We start from the raw sequence: 2,701 nt of genomic DNA, 5'->3' as shown, positions 1-2,701 counted from the left end.
CACTGCGATTATACCTGTCATAGATATTGATATTACAGATAGAAGACAAGAAAACGCAAATAACATCGAACTAATGCAGCACGTTATTTATTTACTTGAAAAGCAACTAAAAGGTCGACTACTCATCACGCCATTATTTTCTGTAATTAACAACGACGTGTCACACGTCTCAGATTATGGTACTCAATTAAAGGAGTTTGGATTTAAACACGTCGTTGTATTAACAGTGAATCCACGTGATATCAACGACTTAGAACTCATCAAGTTAAATAGTATTCCTTTAGAAACGATGGAACCTGATGTGATGCAAGCACTTGTAAAAGATGAGATGACAAATGTTCTAAAACAAATTATTCAATTTTGGAATCAATAAAAGTTTGTCTAAAATATGAAAAGACTTATTGACCATGCTTATTTAATAGGATAAACTAAATATGTCTTAGTTATTAATATAGAAAAGTTTGTAAGTTTGAGGGGGGAAATGGAATGTCAAATAAAGTTACTCGACGCCAATTTCTAAACTATTCATTAATGGGTGTCGGTTCTTTTATGGCAGCCGGAATGATTCTACCAATGGGTAGATTCGCTTTAGATCCATTATTCCAGACAGATGCTGAAGGTGACGAAATCGTTACGAGCGTTAAAGTAAGTGAAATAACAGAAGAACCTCAGAAGGTTGATTTCACATTTACTCAAAAAGATGCTTGGTACGAAAGTGAAGTTACAAACTTCGCATGGGTCTACAAAGATGGTAATAAGCTCATCGGTTTATCACCAGTGTGTAAACACTTAGGTTGTACAGTAACATGGGCTGGAGACGATGGTAACCCAGATATGTTCTTCTGTCCTTGTCATAACGGACTGTACACTAAAGATGGTAACAACGTACCAGGAACACCTCCACGTGGACCACTAGATGAGTTCGAGGTTGGAGAAAAAGATGGGTACATCACAATTGGTAAGAAAAAAGAGAACACGCTTGTTTGAGTAAAATAGGAGGGATTTTATGCTAAATCGTATCTACGATTGGATTGATGATAGAATTGATATCACTCCGATATGGAGAGACGTCGCTGATCACGAAGTGCCTGAGCACGTTAACCCTGCCTATCACTTCTCAGCATTCGTCTACTGTTTTGGTGGATTAACTTTCTTCATTACAGTAATTCAGGTTCTATCCGGTATGTTTTTAACAATGTATTACGTACCAGACATCGTTAACGCTTGGAATTCTGTATATTACTTACAGAACGATGTTGCGGCTGGTATGATCGTTCGCGGTATGCACCACTGGGGTGCAAGTTTAGTAGTTGTAATGATGTTCTTACATACGTTAAGAGTATTCTTTACAGGAGCTTATAAATCTCCACGTGAGTTAAACTGGGTTGTAGGTGTTCTACTATTCATGGTTATGCTTGGATTAGCATTCACAGGATACTTACTACCATGGGATATGAAAGCATTATTCGCAACTAACGTTGGTTTAGATATTGCTGAATCAGTTCCATTTATCGGTGAGTGGATTAAAACATTACTCGCAGGAGATGCTGAAATTGTAGGAGCACAAACATTAACAAGATTCTTTGCGATTCACGTATTCTTCCTACCTGCGGCATTGTTTGTATTAATGGGGATACACTTTATCCTAATACGTAGACAAGGAATTTCAGGTCCACTATAGGACCTAATTTAAGGGGAGGTAGAAATCAATGAAGCGCGGTAAAGGTCTTAAATTTGTTGGAGACTCACGAGTTCAAAGCTACGAAAAGCCGAAATTAAATCGCGACTACTCAGAATTCCCTGGTAGAACAGAAGAATTCTATCCCGACTTCTTATTAAAAGAGTGGTTAACGGGCGCGGTATTCTTAGTCGGTTTCTTATGCTTAATCGTTGCTGACCCGGCACCTCTTGAAAGAATGGCTGATGCAACTGACACAGGTTACATTCCGTTACCTGACTGGTATTTCTTATTCTTATACCAGATTCTAAAATACACATATGCTTCAGGTCCATTCAACGTAGTTGGTGCGATTATTATTCCTGGTCTAGCAATGGGTGCATTACTATTAATGCCTTGGTTAGATAACTCTAAACATAGAAACTGGAAAAAACGTCCAGTAGCAACAAGCTTAATGGTAGTTTCTGTAGCAATTATTTTCTATGCAACATGGGAATCAGTTGCATATCACGATTGGGAGCAACAATCAGAACAAGGTAAAATTGTGTTCTCTAACTTAGACACAGAAGATCCAGTATTCAATGAATTAATTAGAACGAACTGTACAAGTTGTCACGGAGGAGAATTAACAGGTGCATCAGGTCCAGACTTAGTAACTCCTGAGCTTGATGAAGCAACTGTTAAAGCTTTCGTAGAAAATGGTGCTGAAACAATGCCACCATTCAAAGATTCGTTAACAGAAGAAGAGATTGATGAAATCTCTAAATTCATAGCAAACCTTGAACTTACAGATAAAAAGAACGCTGAAAATACTGGTGAAAAATAATTAAATCGTACCCTCGATGCAAGCACGCATTGAGGGTATTTTTATAGGTGAATGTATGATTCATTATCTTTATCAATTAATGTTTAATAGAACATTTTTAATTTTGTTATTTATATCTAACTTTTTAGGGACCATTTATGGTTACTACTGGTATCGATGGCAGTTATCCGTTACTGAATGGTATTTTTATCCATTTG

Annotated in this window: 4 protein-coding genes; all 4 read left to right on the top strand. The window is 37.2% G+C overall.

Annotated elements, in window-relative coordinates:
• A partial coding sequence (locus TJ68_RS00360; RefSeq protein ID WP_040928136.1) for a DUF2487 family protein occupies positions 1 to 373 on the top strand: 373 nt, incomplete at its 5' end.
• Positions 374 to 486: 113 nt separating this feature from the next.
• Entirely contained in the window at positions 487 to 987 is a 501-nt protein-coding gene (locus TJ68_RS00355; protein ID WP_040928135.1) for a QcrA and Rieske domain-containing protein, read from the top strand.
• Positions 988 to 1,006: 19 nt separating this feature from the next.
• Entirely contained in the window at positions 1,007 to 1,681 is a 675-nt protein-coding gene (gene qcrB, locus TJ68_RS00350; protein ID WP_040928134.1) for a menaquinol-cytochrome c reductase cytochrome b subunit, read from the top strand.
• A 28-nt stretch (positions 1,682 to 1,709) separates the two neighbouring features.
• Positions 1,710 to 2,504, top strand: coding sequence for a menaquinol-cytochrome c reductase cytochrome b/c subunit (locus tag TJ68_RS00345; protein WP_052327218.1), 795 nt, complete (start codon positions 1,710 to 1,712; stop codon positions 2,502 to 2,504).
• Positions 2,505 to 2,701 lie beyond the last annotated feature (197 nt).

This window comes from Nosocomiicoccus massiliensis (assembly GCF_000438455.1).
GTDB classification, from domain to species: domain Bacteria; phylum Bacillota; class Bacilli; order Staphylococcales; family Salinicoccaceae; genus Nosocomiicoccus; species Nosocomiicoccus massiliensis.
Note: the sequence above shows the minus strand (reverse complement) of the source record. Positions and strands in the feature narration are given on the sequence as shown.